Here is a 17,094-nt window from a genome sequence, read left to right as displayed (position 1 = left end):
CTTGCTTACCCATTATCTTGGCAGATCGCTTATGTGTGGCAAGGGCCGAATCACGCCAACCGCAAGCGATCGCCAAAGCAGTGTACCCGAGTATCGCCCAGAGATCGCTGTCTGCCAGCGACGTGTTGCCGGCACTGCTGATTGCCGTTGCGTCGATCGCCTTTGCGCCCATCCTGCAGACGGCGAATACGTTTCTGGCCATCGCCGTGCAGAGTTTCGTCGCCTGCGCCATCGTCATTGCGACGCCGGCCTATGCGGCGTCATGCGCGATCTTCATCCTGTTCTTCCAGAACGTGTTCGTATCCATCCTGTCGTCGAATTTCTCGACGCCCTCGGAGCTGGAGTTCGTCAAGGGCTACAATTTCCTCGTCTGCTCCGTCATGTGGCTGGTGACCGTCGGCCTCTACATGCTCCGCCAGCGCAATCACTCGGCGGAAATCAACCGCATCATGACCTGGGGCTTCGTCACGCTCGCGGTGGTGATGCTGTATTTCGTGATGGGCGCGGTGCACAACCCGATGGCCGCTTCGATCTATCTGCGCAACATCGTGCTGCCGCTGTTCCTGTTCCAGCTCTCACTGCTGACGGCCGCGACCTTCGAGGTCCGCACGACGCCGTTCCTGGTCACGATCGCCGTCATCCTGTTCGCTTGCGGCTATGTCGAGTTCTTCTTCCGCGATTTCTGGCTCGCCGTGACCAACGGCTACAGGTTCTGGGGCTTTGACGAACTCAAGGCCACACAGTCCGGCACGTGGGAGGCCGAGATGCGGGCCACCGGATTCGTGCCGGTCGACCTGATCGACCGCTTCCGCTTCGGCTTCCTGAACACGCCGCTGCTCGAGGATTTCGGGCTGTCGACGATCCTGCGCATCTTCGGGCCGAATATGAGCCCGATCAGCTTCGGCTACGGCGTCGGCTTCTTCGTGCTGTTCCTGTTTTCGGTCGGCCGACCCTGGATTGCGCTCGCCGCCATTCCGCTGCTGGTCCTCTGCAGCGTCAAGGGCGCGCTGATCCTGGTGATCTTCGTCATGGCAGCATGGGCTGCAACCTGGTTGATCGGGCCCGTGATCACGCTCGTCTGCGGCTTGCTGGCGCTCATCGCCTACGCCATTCTGGCGATCCGCATCGGCCTGCAACTCGGCGACTACCACGTGCTCGGCTTCATGGGCGGCTGGAACGGGTTTTTGCAGAACCCGCTCGGCCGCGGCCTCGGCGTCGGCGGCAATCTGTCGGAAGGCTTCTACTCCATCGACTGGAACGCGGCACAGGCGGCCGGCAGCGTCGACGGCGCCGTCGAGAGTGCCGTCGGCGTCATGATCTACCAGATGGGCATTGCCGCATTCGTTCCGCTCGGCTTCTACTTCGCAATGGCGATGCGGGCCTGGCGGCTGTACGCAGCGTCGGGAATTCTGACCCAGGGCGTCGCTGCCTTCGGAGTCATCGTCGTGCTGGTCAACGGCATCTTCCAGGAAGAGGCTCTGTTTGCCCCGCCGGCGCTCGGCCTGCTCTTGTGTCTGACCGGCCTCGTGATCGGCAATCACATCCGCGCACAGAGCGACGCGGCAGCCGACGCAGCGCGATAGCCAGCGCGCTTTTTTCCTCCCGCATTAACCACGACACAGCAATCACAGCGCCTGGCCTCGCAGCTGGAGCGATTATTGCTAATAGGAACTCCAGCTATTTGAGCGTCCGCTAACGGTGCCGAAGAACATGAGAACTATGCCCAAATCCCAGCAGATCCGGCCCGCGCCGACTGACAACGACACGTCGGATTGTTTTGGCACGGCGACCGTGTCCGCGATGTCCGGCTTTGCGACACCTCGCGTCGCGACGGGTGACATCGGTTGCGCCGCGAACCTGCCTTTCGCCGGGCGCCGTCAACGGGATGCAGGGGGATGGCATGCATGAGCGCCGCGCAAACCCGGTCGGGCGGGCCGCCACAGCCGACATCCGCCGGATCACCCTGGGCGGTCTCCGGCTTGCCGTGCTCGACCTCGAGCAGACCGCCGACTTCATGATCAAACTGGTACAGCCGCGGCGCCGTACGCCGCGTCCGCTGCACCTCACCTCGGCCAATGGCGAGGTGCTGGCGCGCTGCTCTACCGAGCCGACGACCGAGCGCCTGTTCCGCACCGCCGACCTGATCAGCGCCGACGGCCAGCCGCTGGTCGCGGTGTCGCGCCTCAAGTCGAAAACGCCGCTGCCCGAGCGCGTTGCCACGACCGATCTGTTCCATGTGGTCGCGCGCAAGGCGCAAGCCGCGGGGCTCACCTTCTACATGTTCGGCGCGGACGAGACGGAGAACGGCGCAGCCGTCGCCAACGTCCGCAAGATGTATCCGGAGTTGAAGATCGTCGGCCATCACCACGGCTATCTGCGCGGCGAGGCCCTGCGCGCCAAGGTGGACGAGATCAACGCGCTGGCGCCTGACTATCTCTGGGTCGCGCTCGGCGTGCCCTATGAACAGGCCTTCGTCGAAGAGTTCACGCCGCGCCTCGGTAATGTCGGCGTGATCAAGACCTCGGGCGGATTGTTCAACTTCCTGTCCGGCCGCCGCGCCCGCGCGCCGCAATGGATGCAGCGCGCCGGTCTCGAATGGGCCTGGCGCATCTGGCTGGAGCCGCGCCGGCTGTTCTGGCGCTATCTCACCACCAATCCGCGTGCGCTCTACCTGCTCCTCAACAAGAGCCGGCAGACCGGCGGCCGCAGCAGGCGGAACTGATGGCAAACCGTCCGGCGATCCTCGTCACCGGCGGCGCGGGCTATATCGGCTCGCATTGCTGCCGCGCGCTGGAGCGCGCCGGATTCCGCGCCGTGGTCTACGACAATCTTTCCACCGGCCATCGCCATTTCGTCAGCGGTGCGCTCGTGGTCGGCGACATTTCCGACAAGGCGACGCTGGCACGCGCCCTCGCCGAGCACGAGATCGCGGCGGTGATGCATTTCGCGGCGTCGAGCCTGGTCGGCGAATCCGTCGCCGATCCGCAAAAATACTATCTCAACAACCTCGCCGGCACGCTGGCCCTGCTCGATGCCATGCGTTTGGCCGGCTGCACGCGTCTGGTGTTCTCCTCCACCGGCGCGGTCTATGGCAATGCCGACAGCCAGGCGCTGCCGGAAGATTATCCGTGCGCGCCGATCAATCCCTATGGCGCCTCGAAATGGATGATCGAGCGCGTGCTGGCCGATTATCGCAGCGCTTACGGCCTCTCGTCCTTTGCCTTGCGCTACTTCAACGCCAGCGGCGCCGATCCGCAAGGCGGCATCGGCGAGGACCGCAAGATCGAAACCCATCTGATCCCGCGCGCGATGATGGCGCTGCAGGGCCATGTCGGCGACTTCGCGGTGTTCGGCGACGATTATGCGACGCCCGACGGCACCGCGATCCGCGACTATATCCATGTCAGCGACCTCGCGGCCGCCCATGTGCTGGCGCTGCAGCAGTTGCTGCAGGGCCATGGCGGCGGCGTGTTCAATCTCGGCACCGGCAAAGGCTTTTCGGTGCGCGGGATTCTCGCGGCCATCGCAGCCGAGACCGGCCGCGCGGTGCCGCACAGCATCAAACCGCGCCGCACGGGCGATCCGACCTATCTGGTGGCGGACCCGTCAGCCGCGCGCGCTGCGCTCGGCTTCACCCCGGTGCATTCGGACCTCGCCACCATCATCCGCACTGCCTGGGCCTGGCACAGGAAGGCCCATCCGCTGAAGATGAGTGAGCCTGCGAATTCCGGCAAACAGCTGCATCCCGCCGCCTGAGGCGGCTGCAGTTGCCATGCTCCGGCTCCGCCCGTCGAGATGCTCGTCGCTTCTTCCGCGGATTGCTCTCGGCGCGCGAGGCGCTAATATCCGGCGCATCAGGAGGCTCGATGCACCCGGCAGCAGAGTTGCAGCTCGAACGCGTGATCGATGAATACGCCCAATGGCGGGCGATCACGGAGGCGGAACGGCCGCCGGCGCCGGCGTGGTGGTGGGGCCCCGCGCTCGATGTCAGGGAGCTCGCGACCGCATTACCGGCGTCGTCATGTCGGCGGCTGGGATTGCCCGACGCTGCGACGTATTCCGACGCCGCAAAGTTGTTGCTGGGCTCCCTGGCCGGCCAGAGTTCGATGCCGTGGCCGTATGACTTCTCGCGAAAGGTGATCTCCACCGATTCCGACGTGCGCGACCTGCATCCGCAGCCGTCAGACGACAGTGCGTTTCAGCCCTGACGGCTCGATGTCGTCATCAGGCTGCAGCGGCGGCGAAGCCAGCTCGGCAGGCGCGCGCAGAAGGTCGGCAAGCTGGCCCGCGGGCACCGGCTTGCTGACGATGAAACCCTGCATCTCGTCGCAACCGTGATCGCGCAGGAAGGTCTGCTGTTCCGCGGTCTCGACGCCTTCGGCCACGACGGTCATGCCCAGCGCCTTGCCCATGCTGATGATGGCCTGCGCGATCGCCTGATCCTCGGGATCCTCGGCAAGGTCGCGGACGAATGAACGGTCGATCTTGATGGTGTCGATCGGGAACTGCTTCATCAACGACATCGAGGAATGGCCGGTGCCGAAATCGTCGATGGCGATGCGGATGCCGCGGCTCTGGATCGCATCGAGCACGCGGATGGCGCGGGAGACGTTGCGCATCACCATGCTCTCCGTGACTTCGAGCTGCAGCAGCACCGGCGACATCGCGCTCGCCACCAGCGCTTCGTCGACGTCCTGCAGCAGATGGGGATCGGCGAACTGGCGCGGCGACAGGTTCACCGCCATCGACACCGGACGCAGGCCGCGGCACTGCCAGGCCATGTTCTGCGCACAGGCTTCCTTCAGCACCCAGCGCCCGATCGGCACGATCAGGCCGGTCTCTTCCGCCAGCGGAATGAACTGCATCGGCGGCACCATGCCGAAATCCGGATGCTCCCAGCGCAGCAGCGCCTCGACGCCGGTGATCTGTCCGGTCAGCATGTCGACCTTGGGCTGGTAATGCAGCGAGAACTGCTCGCGCTCCAGGGCGCGCCGCAGCGCCGTCTCCAGCGTCAGCCGTTCGATCGACTGCACCTCGACGTCGCGGCTGAAGAAGCGGAAGCCGTTCTTGCCGTCCTCCTTGGCGAGATACATCGCCATGTCCGCGTTCTTGGTCAGCGTCTGGGCATCGATGCCGTCCGACGGATAGAGCGCGATGCCGATCGAAGCCGTAGTGTGGCACTCGTGGCCGCTGAGCTGCAAGGGCTGGCTCAGCGTGGAGAGAATTCCGGCGGCGATCCGCTCGATGTCGCCACGCTCGCCGGACTCCTCCAGGACAACGACGAATTCGTCGCCGCCGAGCCGCGCCACCACGTCGCTGGCGCGCAGCGCGCCGCGCAGGCGGTGGCCGACCTCCACCAGCAGCATGTCGCCGGCTTCATGGCCGAGCGAATCGTTGATGACCTTGAAGCGATCGAGATCGATGAACAGCAGCGAGAATTTTCGCGCATGGCGTTGCGCGGTCTCGATGGTTTGGCGCAGCAGCCCGTTGAACATCTCGCGATTGGGCAAACCGGTCAGGCTGTCGTGCGAGGCCAGGTACTCGATGCGCTCGTCGGCCCGGCGCTTCTCTTCGGCCCGACCGAAATTCTCCAGCGCAAAGGAAATGTTTGCGGTCAGACGCCCCAGCAGCTCGACGAACTCCGGCGTGAACGTATGCTTCTCGGTGGAGACGAACAGCATGACGCCGACGACCCTCCCGCCGGTGAACAGGGGGAAGGAGGCGCCCGATTGCGCGCCCTGGAGGCGCGTGGCCGTTTGGAAGATCGGCGCGTCGCGCTCCACCGGATAGTCGTTGGCGATGCATGCCTTGCCCGCACGGAAGGCCCTGCCCGACAGACCGCGCCCCTCCGGTATTGCCTCGTCGGTGGAGATCCGCATCTGAAGCGCCACGGCCGAAGTTGGGCCCCCGACGGCCACGACGTCGAAGAGGTCGTTATCCGGCCTCGTCAAAGCTATGGAGACAGAAGTGAACCTGCCGCCTTCCGCGGCGGCTTCGCAGACGAACCGGAACAGTTCTGCCGGCGATTTCGCCCGCACGATCGCCTCGTTGGTCGCGCTCAGCGCCGCGAGCATGCGGGCCAAGCGCTCCCTCTGCTCCTCGGTGCGGGCCTTTTCGTCGGCACGGTCGAAATTCCTCAGCGCGAACGACACGTTGTTGGTCATCCGCTCCAGAAGCTCGACGAACTCCGGTGTGAAGGTATCCTTCTCGGACGAGACGAACATCATCACGCCGACGACGCATCCGCCAACGATCAGCGGGAACGAAGCTCCCGATTGCGCGCCGTCCTCGCGGGCACGCGCATGGAAGGCTCGGGTATTGGGGTTCGCCAGATAGTCGTTCGCGATGCAGGGCTTTCCGGTACGGAATGCCGTTCCCGCAAGCCCGCGGCCTTCCGGATGATCCGGGTTGATCGAAACTTGCGCAGAGCGCGCACCGGCGGCCGTGGGGCCGGCAGCGGCAACGAACTCCATGAAATCGCTGTCCGGCCTGACCAATGCGATCTTGGTCGATGTAAACTTGCCGCCCTGCGCGGCAGCCTCGCACACCAGCTCGAACAGCTCGGTGCGGGATCTGGCGCGCACCAGCGCCTCGTTGGTCGCGCTCAGCGCCGCAAGCATGCGGGCCAGCCGCTCCCTCTGTTGCTCGGTGCGCGCCTTTTCATCGGCGCGGGCGAAGCTTCCGAGCGCAAAGGAAACGTTATCGGCGAGCCGCTGCAGCAGTTCGGCGAACTCCGTCGTGAACGGATTCAGCTCGGCCGAGATGAACAGCATGACACCGACCGGCTGCCCCTCGACCAGCAGCGGAAACGCCGCACCGGATCGCGCCCCGTCGCTCTGGATGACCTGCTGAAAGGCGTCGCCGCGCGGATCGTTGATGAAATCGTTGGCGATGCTGGCATGCCGCCTGCGAAACGCGGTGCCGCAAACGCCCCGTCCTTCGGCATGGGCCTCGCTGGTCGATACCTTCAACCGGCGGGCGTTATGCGCCGTCGGCCCGGCGGAGGCCACCATCGCAAAATGATCGCTGGGGGCTTGCGACAACAGGATGCTGACCGAGTTGAAGCGGCCGCCCTGTGCCGCCGCCTCGCAAACCAACTCATAAAGCTCGGCGCGGGACTTCGCCCTCATGATGGCTTCATTGGTCGCACTCAGAGCCGCATACATGCGGGTGAGGCTCTGCTTGCGCTCGTCCAGCCTCGCCCTTTCGGCCGCGCGCTCGAAATTGTCGAGCGCGAAGGAGACGTTTTCGGCAATGCGCGAGAACAGTGCGATGATCTCCTCGTCGGCGGCCCACGCCCGGCCGACGAAGAACAACAGCACGCCGACACTCGCTTCCGCCTTGATCAACGGGACCGCAACGCAGGCCGTCACGCCGGTTTCGCGTTGCACGTCTTTCCAGGGGCCGCTGTTGGCCGCGATGTCCGGATTGACGCAAGGCTTTTTCGTACGAAAGGCTTCGCCGGTGACGCCCCTGCCGTAGAGATTGTCGGGATCGATGGAGAACCTGGTCTCGGTGATCCGGGTTGCGATTTCCCCGGTGGCAGCCACTGCCTTCAGCCAGATCGAGCCCGGTTCGGCGAGCAGCGCAACCGTTCCCAACGACTTGCCGCTGTGGACCGCGGCGTCGCAGACGCGCTGGTAGAGCTCGAGCTCGGTCTTGGCGCGGAGGATGGCCTCGTTGGTGGCGCTGATGGCGCCGAACATCAGGGCCAGTCGCCGCGCCGCCCGCTCGCTCCGCTTGCGCGCGGTCTCGTGTTCGAAATTGTCCAGCGCGAACGAGATGTTCTTCGACATCCGCTCCAGCAGCGAGACGATCTCCTCGCTCAGCGAGCCCGCCTCGCGCTTGGTGACCAGCAGCACGCCGACGCTCTTGCCATTGCAGGTGAGCGGCATCGCCGCCGCCGCCCCGACATGGCTATCGGCGGCGCCCTTGCGCCAGGCGAGCGAGCGCACATCGTTGAGAAAGTCGTTGGAAACGCAGACCTTGCCTTCGCGGAAGGCCTGCCCGCCGACGCCGGAGCCTTCTGGCGTATCGGGATCGGCGGAGATCGTGATGCTGCGCAACCGGGCGGTATCCTCGCCGAGGCCGACAGTAAAGCGCAACAGATCGGTGCCGGGCTCGTGCAGGAAGATGGTCGCGGCCAACAGATCGCCGCTCGAGAAGGCGGCTTCGCAGACCTTCGCGTAGAGCTCTTCCGGCGATTTCGCGTACAGGATCGCTTCGTTCGTGGCATTCAATGCAGCAAGCGTACGCGCGGTATTCGTCTCCAAGCCCGGTTCCCTCAGCCAACACACTGACCCAGCAGACTTAATGCGTGTGAGATGCCTAAGTGCCCGTTATGCGGGGCCCGGACTTGCAATCAGGGTAAACATCCGACGAATGCCGCAGAGGCGAACAACCAATTGGTTACCTTGTTGGGGCGCTGGCACCGGCGCCCGGCACGCCTTCCGGCAGGCGGCACAGCGTTGCACCTGCTGCATTGCACCCAAGATTTCGCCCGACGGCGATTGCTAAGGGCCCGGCGCTTTGAGACCATGCCATCCGACAACAAGGAAGAGCCGCCACCCGCGCCGCCAGGGGAGCCGCAAAGGAAGGCCGAATGCCGATCGTCCAGGCCGACCGTCTCGCGCACATCGGCGCGGCGCTGCTCGAGGCGGCCGGCGCCTCCGCGGAGGAAGCCAATGCGGTCGCCGTCGGCTGCGTCAATGCCAATCTCGCCGGCCACGATTCGCACGGGGTGATCGCGATCCCGACCTATATCGACCGCGTCAAGGCCGGGCACATCGTACCGGGCGCGAAGTGGACCATCATGCAGGAATCGCCGACCACGACCGTGATCGACGGCAATTGGGGCTTTGGTTTCCACGTCAACGCCAAGGCGATGGAGCTGTCCATCGCCAAGGCCCGGACCGCCAACGTCGCTGCCTGCACCGTGTTCCGGCAGAGCCATGTCGGACGGCTTGCCGCCTATCCCCTAATGGCGATGCGCGAGGGCATGATCGGCATTGCGACCGCCGATTCCGGCCGCTCGCCGAAGCACGTTGCCCCGTTTGGCGGACGCGAAGCGCGGCTCGGCACCAATCCGATCTCGATCGCGGTGCCCTCCGATCTCGAAGCCCCCTTCTACCTCGACATGGCGACCTCGGCGGTGGCCGCCGGCAAGATCCAGCTTGCGGTCGCGCGCGGCGAACAGATCCCGACCGGCTGGATCATCGACGCCGACGGACGCCACACCACCGATCCGACGCAGTATCGCAAGGGCGGCGCGCTGCTGCCGCTCGGCGGCACCGAAGGCTACAAGGGCAGCGGCCTCGCCGCTGTTGTCGAGGTGCTTTGCGGGCTGCTGACGGGATTGGGATTCGGCGTCGAGCCGAGCGGCCGGCACAATGACGGCGTGTTCATGGCGGTGTTCAACGTCGCCGCGTTCCGTCCGCTGCAGGACTTCAAGAGAGAGGTCGCCGAGTTCGCGCGCTATCTGAAATCGACGCCGCCGTCGGAAGGCTCAAGCGGCGTGTTCTATCCCGGCGAGGTCGAGTATCTGCGCGAGCAACAACGCAGCAAGGACGGCATCGAGATCGAGGACGCGACATGGGAAAAACTGCGCGCGCTCGCGACCGAATACAAGATCGCCGGCGAACTGGGACTGGCCTGAGAGGGAGAGCGGCATGACGCGGCAAATGGCGCTGGTTGGCTTCCTGCAGGCGCAGAACTGCACCAACCTGCCGAGCTCATGGCGGCATCCGCAATCGCGCGACGATTCGATGTCGGCGGACTATTACCAGGAGATCGGCCGCATCCTCGAAGCCGGCAAATTCCACATGGCCTTCTTCGACGATCGCCTGGCCATGCCCGACCGCTACGGCAACGACCATTCTCACACCGTGGAGTACGGCATCCGCTGCGTGAAGATGGACCCGCTGGTGGTGCTGACCTGCATGGGCATGGCGACCGAAAAGCTCGGGCTCGGCGCGACCGCCTCGACCACCTATTTCGAGCCGTTCGACGTCGCCCGGCGCTTCCAGACCCTCGATCTCATGACCGGCGGGCGCGCCGCATGGAACGTCGTCACCTCGCTCAACGACGGCGAGGCGCTCAACATGGGCAGGGATTCCCATCTCGAGCATGACTACCGCTACGACCGTGCCGACGAGTTCATGGAGGTGGTACTCGGCCATTGGGACGCCTGGGAGGACGGCGCGATCGTGATGGACAAGAAGAGCGGCCGTTTCGCCGACCCCTCGAAGGTGAAGCGGCTCGACCACAAGGGACAGTTCCTCAAGTCGCGCGGGCCGTTCACCGTTCCGCGCTCGCCGCAGGGCCATCCCGTCGTCATCCAGGCCGGCGCTTCCGGCCGCGGCCAGCGCTTTGCCGGACGATGGGGCGAGGTGATCTTCACCGCCGCGCGCAACCTTGCCGGCGCCAGGGAAGGCTATGCGGCGGCGAAGAACGCGGCCGCCAAGGCCGGGCGCGATCCCGACCAGATATTCCTGTGCAACCTGACGACGCCGGTCTGCGCCGCTACCAGGGCCGAGGCCGAAGACAAGATGGCGCTGATCGACAAGCTGCCGCTGCAGATCGATGCGCTGTCGCTGCTGGCGGAAGCGCTGAACTACGACTTCGCCTCCAAGGGTCTCGACGAGCCGCTGACTACCGAAGAGCTGAAGAGCATGCAGGGCATTCTGGGCATCCGCGACGGCGTGCTGAAGGCCTCGGGCAAGAGCAATCCGAGTGCGCGCGACTTCGTCACTTTCTCCGGCCGGGGTCAGGTGCACGATGCGATCGTCGGCGGGCCGAAAGAGATCGCCGACATGCTGGAAGAAATGTTCGTCGAGCGCGGCTGCGACGGATTTGTCATCGCGGCAACCATCGTGCCCGGCTCCTATGCCGATTTCGTCCAGCACGTGGTGCCGGAGCTGCAGCGCCGCGGGCTGTTCCACAGGGATTATGCCGGCAAGACCCTGCGCGAGAATTTGGGGCTGAAGCGCCCGGCGGCGGGAGCCTGGAAGACGAAGCCCCTCGCCGCGGCGGAATAGGGAAGACAGGCATGCGCTGGCTAAGATTCACCGCCGTGGGCAAGACCTCCTGGGGCATCGTCGAGGGCGGCACGGTGATGGCCGTGAGCGGCGATCCCTTCGGCGAGTGGCGGAAGACGGCGCAGTCGCACGCGCTGAAGGACGTCAAGATCGAGCTGCCGCTGATCCCGCGCACCTTCTATTGCGTCGGTCTGAACTATCTGAAGCACCTGAAGGAAGCCGCCGACAAGGCCGGCACCGTTCCCAACGTGCCCGACCGGCCCGAGATCGGTTACCGCGCGCAGAATGCGCTGATCGCCCATGACGAGGATGTGGTGATCCCCTCCTTTGCGACCGACAAGATCCATTACGAGGGCGAGCTCGTGGTCGTGATCGGGAAGAGGGCAAAGCACCTCACCGTAGCGAACGCGATGGATTGCGTATTAGGCTACACCATCGGCAATGACGTCTCCGAGCGCAGCTGGCAGAAGGCCGACCGCGGGCTGTGGCGCTCCAAGAATGCCGACACCTTCAAGCCGATGGGACCCTGGATCGAGACCGACGTCGATCTCGACAGCATGCAGACCGTGATCCGCGTCAACGGCAAGGAAACCGGCCGTTTCCGCACCAACGACATGATCTTCGGCATCGTGCCCTTTCTGGTCGAGCTGACGAAATACTTCACGTTGTGGCCGGGCGACGTGATCTGGATGGGCACCGACGGCGCCTCGCCCGACCTCAAGCACGGCGACGTTGTCGAAATCGATATCACCGGGATCGGCACCTTGCGCAATCGCTTCGTCCGGGATGGACGCTAGTCCTCGTTCGTCCCCGGAAATGGGGACAAGCGCCGGAACCAGCGACGGCTAGACTTGGCAGCGGAAAACTCACCAAGAACCTATGGAGGGCATCATGGGTTACCGCAGGTTCCTGCTTGGCACCGCCGTGGCAAGTCTCATCGTCTCGTCCGGTCCGTCTTCATCCTTTGCGCAGCCCGCGCCCGATCTGGATCGACTGACCGCCGCGCGGGCCGCAGCCGACATCTGCGCCGGCAAGATCACGAGCACCGAGCTGACATCGGCGGCGATCGCACGCGCCAAGGCGAGCGCGAAGCTCAACGTCTTCATCACGCTGGACGAAGCCGGCGCCATGAAGGCGGCGGCTGCATTCGACGCGAGCCGCAAGAAGGGTGCTTGCAAGCCGCTCGGCGGAGTCCCCATCGTCATCAAGGACAACATCGAGGTGGCGGGCTTGCCGAGCACCGCGGGCACCCCTGCTCTCAAGGGCTTCATACCGAAGAAGGACGCGCCCGTGGCCGCAAAGCTGCGCGCGGCCGGCGCCATCATCATCGGCAAGACCAACATGCACGAACTTGCCTTCGGCATCTCCGGCTACAACGGCGGCTTCAAGACCGGGCCCGAGCCCGGCGTCCGCAACGCCTACGACGCCACCAGGATCGCAGGCGGCTCATCGTCAGGCACAGGCGCGGCCATCGGAGCACGCATCGTCACCGCGGGTCTCGGCACCGATACGGGCGGATCGGTGCGAGTCCCCTGCGCGCTGAACGGCTGCGCCTCGCTGCGTCCGACCGTCGGGCGCTATCCGCAAGGCGGCATTGCTCCGATTTCGCACACCCGCGATACCGCTGGCCCGATGGCCGCCACCGTCGCCGACGTCGCCATCCTCGATCGCGTCATCGCGGGCGGCGGCGCGGCTACGCCCGCGAACCTCAAGGACGTCCGCCTCGGCGTCGTCAAGGACATGCTCGCCAATCTCGACAGCGACACCGAGGCTGCGTTCCGCACCGGCCTCGACAAGCTGAAGTCCGCCGGCATCACCATCGTCGACGTCGAGATGCCGAAGCTCGGCGAGCTCAACGGCAAGGTCGGCTTCCCGCTTGCGCTCTACGAGGCCTATGACGACATGGTCGCGTATCTGAAGAAGAGCGGCGCCGGTGTCAGCATCGATGCACTTGCCAAGGACATCGCGAGTCCCGACGTGAAGGGCACCTATGATGGCCTCGTGATCCCGCGCAAACTGCCGGGTCCGAACAACACGGTGGTCGACGCCAAGCCCGCCTATGACGAGGCCATGAAGACGGCGCGTCCCGCGCTGCGGTCGCTCTACAAGGAAACGTTCGCCAAGAACAAGCTCGATGCCATCGTATTCCCGACGGTGCCGAAAGTCGCCATCGCCGCCCAGCCGGATTCCTCCAGCCTGGAGAATTTCCTGCTGTTCATCCAGAACACCGATCCCGGCTCCAACGCCGGCGTGCCCGGCTTGCAGATTCCAATCGCGCTCGGCGCGTCAAGCAAATTGCCCGTCGGCATCGAGCTCGACGGTCCCGCGGGAAGCGACCGGCGGCTGCTTGCGATCGGCATGGCGATGGAAAAGGTATTCGGACGGCTGCCGGCGCCGGCGGGTCGCTAACGCCGCCTCGCCAAGAGGCTGGCGACACCGCTACGGCGGTGGACGCCGAGCTTGGCGAATATCCGCTTGAGATGAGTGCGCACCGTCGAGATTTCGATGCCCAGGCGCCAAGCGATCTCCTTGTCGCTGAGATCGTCCGCAACCATGCGGGCGATCTCGAGTTCTCGCACCGAAAGCGTCAGCTCGGCCGATTGACCACGCGCTGCGCCGCCGGTCGTAATGCCATCGGCACGCGCCAGCGCGCCGGTGAAGGCGGGTTCGATCAACCGCAGCAGCTCCAGCGTATGGCCGTCGAAATTGTCGCGCCTGCGGCTGCGCCAGATTCTGATATCGCCGATGTTGCGGTCGCCGACATAGCTGTAGGCGTTGACGCCCCAATGCAGGCCGTCGCAGGCGAGGAAATCGCCGAAGAACTCGGTGCGCATCAGGTCGCGCTGCGGCATCACCTGCGTGACGAGCGTCGCCTCCCGCCGTGCCTGCAGCTTGAAAGTGATGGGGTCGTGATACTGGAAGTAGGAGTCATAGGCCGCAAGGTTCTTCGGGTCCATGTTGAGGAAGACGGCCTTGTCGAAACGGCCCGGCTTATCCTGCCAGACAAAGGAGGCGTAGTAGTCCGCCTGCAACAGCTCGAGCAAATCGTGCCCGACCGCTTCGCGCACGTCATGCTCGCTGAGGTCTTCGGACAAAAGCCCGAAGACCCGCGACAGCACCCGGCTTTCGGCTGATGTGACGTACATGGCGGGTTGCGATCCTATCGCAGAACCGCGGGGCTGGGAACCGCCGGCAGCGCTTGCTGGCCGCGAGCAAGAGAGCCGTGCGACAAGGGCTTGCGGCCATGGCCTCCCTAGACCGCCGTCGCCCTGGCGAAATCGACGTAGATCTCGCGCAGCCGGTTCGTCATGAGACCGGGCTTTCCGTCGCCGACCTTCTTGCCATCGATCGAGACCACTGCCTGCACGAACAGGCTGGCGCTGGTGATGAAGGCTTCCTTGGCAGCCAGCGCCTCCTCCACCGAGAAGGCGCGCTCCTCGATGCGCAGCTGACGCTCTTCGGCGAGTTTCACCACCGCCTTGCGGGTGCAACCCGGCAAGATCTCGTTGCCGTTCTGGCGGGTCACGATCACGTCGTCCTGGGTGAGGATGAAGCAGGAGGAGGAGCCGCCCTCGGTCACCTTGCCGTCCTCGATCATCCAGGCCTCGCCGGCCTTGGCCTCGGCGGCAGCCTGCTTGGCCAGCACCTGCGCCAGCAGCGCCACGCTCTTGATGTCGCGCCGCGCCCAGCGGATGTCGGGCACGGTGATCACACTGATGCCGGTCCTGGCCGACGGCGCGTTCACGATGTCCTTCTCCGAGGTGAACATGACCAGCGTCGGCTTCACGTCGTTCTTCGGGAAGACGAAGTCGCGACCGCTATCGGCGCCGCGCGTCACCTCCAGATAGACCAGGCCGTTGGCGACGCTGTTGCGCTTGACCAGCTCCTTCTGGATTTCCTGGATGCGCTCCAGGCTCTCCGGCAGTGCCAGCGTGATCTCGCCGACCGAGCGCTGCAGCCGCGCCAAGTGCGAGGCATTGTCGATCAGCTTGCCGTCGAGCACGGCGGCGACCTCGTAGATGCCATCGGCAAACAGGAAGCCGCGGTCGAGGATCGAGACCTTGGCCTCCGAGAGCGGCACGAAGGCGCCATTGACGTAAGCGATCGGTTCCAAATGGTGTCTCCTGTAAAGGGAAGTGGGGGCTGGTTCACTCGACTCTCCCCTCGTCATTCCGGGGCTCGCGAAGCGAGAGCCCGGAATCCATAACCACCATCGGGAGTATGGATTCCGGGCTCGCGCCAAGAGGCGCGCCCCGGAATGACAATGGGGCTAGTGCTGCAAGATCTTCGACAAAAATTTCTGCGCCCTGTCGCTGCGCGGTTTGCCGAAAAAATCCTCCTTCTTCGCATCCTCGACGATCTCGCCGCGGTCCATGAAGATGACGCGGTGAGCGACCTTGCTGGCAAAGCCCATCTCGTGGGTCACCACCATCATGGTCATACCCTCGCGGGCAAGATCGACCATCACGTCCAAAACCTCGCTGATCATCTCGGGATCGAGCGCCGAGGTCGGCTCGTCGAACAGCATCGCGATCGGATCCATGGCGAGCGCCCGCGCAATGGCGACGCGCTGCTGCTGGCCGCCGGAGAGCTCGGCCGGATATTTGTTGGCGTGCTCCGTCAGACCGACCCGCTCCAATAGCTTCATGCCCTTGGCAAGCGCCTCGTCATGCGGCCGGCCCAGCACTTTCTCCTGTGCCAGGCACAGGTTCTCTTTGATCCTCAAGTGCGGAAACAGCTCGAAATGCTGGAACACCATGCCGACGCGCGAGCGTAGCTTAGGAAGGTCGGTCCTGGGATCGTTGACCTTGATGCCATCGAGGATGATCTCGCCGCCCTGAATGGGCTCCAGCGCGTTGACGCATTTGATCAGCGTGGACTTGCCGGAGCCGGAGGGACCGCACACCACGACGACCTCGCCCTTGGCGACGCTGGTGGTGCAATCCTTCAGCGCCTGGAAGGTCGGCCCGTACCATTTGTTGACGTTGCGGAGTTCGATCATGCGCCCTCGCTAGCGGACAATGCTGATGCGCGCCTGCAGGCGCCGGACGCCCCAGGAGGCGACACAGGAAATGGTGAAATAGACGACGGCCGCGAACAGGTACATCTCGACCAGACGTCCGTCGCGCTGCGCGACCTTGCTGGCGGCGCCGAGGAAATCGGTGATCGAGAGCACGTAGACAAGCGAGGTGTCCTGGAACAACACGATGGTCTGGGTCAGCAGCACCGGCAGCATGTTGCGGAACGCCTGCGGCAGCACGACATAGCGCATGGACTGGCTGTAGGTCATGCCGAGCGCGCTGGCCGCGGCCGGCTGCCCGCGCGAGATCGACTGGATACCGGCACGCATGATCTCGGAGAAGTAGGCCGCCTCGAACATGATGAAGGTGATCAGCGATGATGAGAACGCGCCGACCTTGATCGGGCGCGAGGCGCCGGTCAGCCATTGCCCGATATAGGGCACCAGGAAGTAGAACCAGAAGATCACCAGCACCAGCGGCAGCGAGCGCATGAAGTCGACATAGAGCCCGGCGATACGGCCGAGCAGCTTGTAGCCGGAGAGCCGCATCAGCGCGATCAGCGTGCCGAAGACGAGGCCGCCGAGCGCGGAGAGCGCGGTGAGCGTCAGCGTGAAGGTCATGCCCTCGTAGAACAAATACGGGAGCGAGCGGCGGATAACGTCGAAATCGAAGCTGCCGAGCATCGCGCTATTTCCCCGTGATGTAGCCGGGGATCGCGACCCGACGCTCGAGGAGGCGCATGAAGGTGACGACGATGAAGTTGACCAGGAGATATATCACGGTTGCCGCCGTGAAGGCCTCGAACACCTGGAACGAGAATTCCTGCATCGAGCGCGCCTGTCCGGTCAGCTCGATCAGGCCGATGGTGATCGCCACCGCCGTGTTCTTGATGGTGTTGAGGAACTCCGACGTCAGCGGCGGCAGGATGATGCGGAACGCCATCGGCAGCAGCACGTAGCGATAGGTCTGCACCGTGGTGAGGCCAAGCGCGGTCGCCGCCTGCTTTTGTCCGCGCGGCAGCGAGGCGATGCCGGCTC

General features: G+C 64.8%; 14 protein-coding genes. 8 read left to right on the top strand and 6 right to left on the bottom strand.

All coding sequences use genetic code 11. From position 1 onward, the window contains the following. The first annotated feature begins 80 nt into the window (after nucleotides 1–80). The 4 genes from ACT4OC_RS26195 (at nucleotide 81) to ACT4OC_RS26180 (ending at nucleotide 4,208) form a co-directional block, all read left to right on the top strand. Entirely contained in the window at nucleotides 81–1,583 is a 1,503-nt protein-coding gene (locus tag ACT4OC_RS26195) for a hypothetical protein (protein WP_444841943.1), read from the top strand. 317 nt (nucleotides 1,584–1,900) lie between these two features. Further along, the gene (locus tag ACT4OC_RS26190; protein WP_444841942.1) at nucleotides 1,901–2,722 is read left to right on the top strand and encodes a WecB/TagA/CpsF family glycosyltransferase; all 822 of its coding nucleotides are present in this window, start codon (nucleotides 1,901–1,903) and stop codon (nucleotides 2,720–2,722) included. Then, nucleotides 2,722–3,756, top strand: a complete 1,035-nt coding sequence (gene galE / locus ACT4OC_RS26185; protein ID WP_444841941.1) for a UDP-glucose 4-epimerase GalE — start codon at nucleotides 2,722–2,724, stop codon at nucleotides 3,754–3,756. The genes ACT4OC_RS26190 and galE overlap by 1 nt, the downstream gene beginning before the upstream one ends. Before the next feature lie 110 nt (nucleotides 3,757–3,866). Further along, complete coding sequence (locus ACT4OC_RS26180; RefSeq protein WP_444841940.1) at nucleotides 3,867–4,208, top strand: hypothetical protein; 342 nt, start codon at nucleotides 3,867–3,869, stop codon at nucleotides 4,206–4,208. On the opposite strand, the gene ACT4OC_RS26175 is transcribed toward ACT4OC_RS26180, so the two are convergent. Next, the gene (locus tag ACT4OC_RS26175; RefSeq protein ID WP_444841939.1) at nucleotides 4,182–8,273 is read right to left on the bottom strand and encodes a bifunctional diguanylate cyclase/phosphodiesterase; all 4,092 of its coding nucleotides are present in this window, start codon (nucleotides 8,271–8,273) and stop codon (nucleotides 4,182–4,184) included. The genes ACT4OC_RS26180 and ACT4OC_RS26175 overlap by 27 nt on opposite strands. Nucleotides 8,274–8,602: 329 nt before the next feature. Here ACT4OC_RS26175 and ACT4OC_RS26170 point away from each other — a divergent pair, with 329 nt between their 5' ends. From ACT4OC_RS26170 to iaaH, 4 genes are all read left to right on the top strand, one after another. Continuing rightward, nucleotides 8,603–9,655 (top strand): Ldh family oxidoreductase, encoded by a 1,053-nt coding sequence (locus ACT4OC_RS26170; protein ID WP_444841938.1) that lies wholly within the window; start codon nucleotides 8,603–8,605, stop codon nucleotides 9,653–9,655. 13 nt (nucleotides 9,656–9,668) lie between these two features. After that, nucleotides 9,669–11,036, top strand: a complete 1,368-nt coding sequence (locus tag ACT4OC_RS26165) for an LLM class flavin-dependent oxidoreductase (RefSeq protein WP_444841937.1) — start codon at nucleotides 9,669–9,671, stop codon at nucleotides 11,034–11,036. Nucleotides 11,037–11,047: 11 nt separating this feature from the next. Next, entirely contained in the window at nucleotides 11,048–11,833 is a 786-nt protein-coding gene (locus tag ACT4OC_RS26160) for a fumarylacetoacetate hydrolase family protein (protein WP_444841936.1), read from the top strand. 94 nt (nucleotides 11,834–11,927) lie between these two features. Then, a complete protein-coding gene (gene iaaH, locus ACT4OC_RS26155) occupies nucleotides 11,928–13,445 on the top strand; it encodes an indoleacetamide hydrolase (RefSeq protein ID WP_444841935.1) in 1,518 nt (505 codons plus the stop codon). Here the strand turns inward: iaaH and ACT4OC_RS26150 are convergent. From ACT4OC_RS26150 to ACT4OC_RS26130, 5 genes are all read right to left on the bottom strand, one after another. Then, on the bottom strand, nucleotides 13,442–14,182 hold the full coding sequence (locus ACT4OC_RS26150) for a helix-turn-helix transcriptional regulator (protein ID WP_444841934.1): 741 nt from the start codon (nucleotides 14,180–14,182) through the stop codon (nucleotides 13,442–13,444). The genes iaaH and ACT4OC_RS26150 overlap by 4 nt on opposite strands. 107 nt (nucleotides 14,183–14,289) lie before the next feature. Further along, on the bottom strand, nucleotides 14,290–15,150 hold the full coding sequence (locus ACT4OC_RS26145; RefSeq protein ID WP_444841933.1) for a D-amino-acid transaminase: 861 nt from the start codon (nucleotides 15,148–15,150) through the stop codon (nucleotides 14,290–14,292). A gap of 156 nt (nucleotides 15,151–15,306) precedes the next feature. Then, nucleotides 15,307–16,038 (bottom strand): amino acid ABC transporter ATP-binding protein, encoded by a 732-nt coding sequence (locus ACT4OC_RS26140; protein WP_444841932.1) that lies wholly within the window; start codon nucleotides 16,036–16,038, stop codon nucleotides 15,307–15,309. 9 nt (nucleotides 16,039–16,047) lie between these two features. Then, nucleotides 16,048–16,740: an amino acid ABC transporter permease gene (locus tag ACT4OC_RS26135; protein WP_444841931.1), complete on the bottom strand. Its 693-nt coding sequence runs from the start codon at nucleotides 16,738–16,740 to the stop codon at nucleotides 16,048–16,050. 4 nt (nucleotides 16,741–16,744) lie between these two features. Then, nucleotides 16,745–17,094: ABC transporter permease subunit (locus tag ACT4OC_RS26130; protein WP_444841930.1), on the bottom strand; the 350-nt coding region annotated here is incomplete at its 5' end.

The organism is Bradyrhizobium sp. (assembly GCF_052389815.1).
Classification (GTDB): Bacteria; Pseudomonadota; Alphaproteobacteria; order Rhizobiales; family Xanthobacteraceae; genus Bradyrhizobium.
Note: the sequence above shows the minus strand (reverse complement) of the source record. Positions and strands in the feature narration are given on the sequence as shown.